Annotated in this window: 1 protein-coding gene; it reads left to right on the forward strand. The window is 27.3% G+C overall.

The window, feature by feature from the left end:
- Nucleotides 1-174: 174 nt before the first annotated feature.
- On the forward strand, nucleotides 175-1,074 hold a 900-nt coding region (locus tag E2O22_RS07795), incomplete at its 3' end, for a PDC sensor domain-containing protein (protein WP_207921009.1).

Genomic DNA, 1,074 nt, shown 5'->3' on the forward strand with positions numbered 1-1,074 from the left:
ATTAATCGTCGAATTTTGTTTTTTATATTGTGTTTTAATAAAATTTATATTTATCCAATATTATTTATATAGATAATTTTTTATTAATATATTGTTTTTTTAAATTTATACTGCTATGAGATAATTTTTTCACTTTCAAAAAATAACTACAAATTTACATAAAAAGGAAAACCAATGAAAAGTGCGAAAATAAAAATCTCACTCATAGCAAATTTTATTGCTATATTTTGTCTACTTATTTTAGGCATTATAACTTTTGTTTTTGTAAAAGACTCTCTGTTTAAAGAAGTTATAAAAGCAGAACAAGATAAACTTATTTCTGCAAAAAATTTAACACAAAATTTTTACAACAACTCTTCAAGTGCATTAGAAAGATTTGCCCAAAGTATTTTACACCATCCATATGAAATTTTAGCCAACGAAGAAACATTAATAGAAGATGTTGGAATTCAGTTAAAAGCTGCAAAAGATATAGGCGATTATCAAGCTATTTATTTGGCAAAACCTGATGGGGAATTAGTTTTAAGTAACAAAGACAGCGATGCCAAAGGAGTAAATTATTTAATTTATGGAAAAGAGCAAAATTATGATGCAACTACAAGAGAATTTTATATAGCAGCTAGAAAGAAAACTGGTTGGAATGTAACTGATATTTATACAGATATAGCAACAGGGCTTCCTACTTTTACCTATTCTATATCTTTAACTAAAAATGGTAAGTTTATAGGGGTTTTAGCTATCGATGTTTCTGTGAAGAAATTAGAAGATAGATTAAAACATTTACCAGGCTCATCTTTTGTTTTTGATAAAGCATTGTTTGCATTTGCTTCAACCGATGAAAACTATTTTGGCAAAGATAATAAAAATGTTGCTATTGTTGCTAAAGCTTTTAGCAAAGCAAAACCAGGCGAGGCATTTTTTTATACTAATGAAATGGGCAAAGAAAAATTATCTATTTGCGATAAAATAGATTCAGATACTATCTGCAGTGTAACAGATATAGACAGCATAGAAGAATCTAGCAAGAAAATGGCCTATATTCAAATTACTGCAGTTATTGCAGCTAGTTTTATA

It is taken from the genome of Campylobacter lari (assembly GCF_004357905.1).
Taxonomy (GTDB): domain Bacteria; phylum Campylobacterota; class Campylobacteria; order Campylobacterales; family Campylobacteraceae; genus Campylobacter_D; species Campylobacter_D lari_D.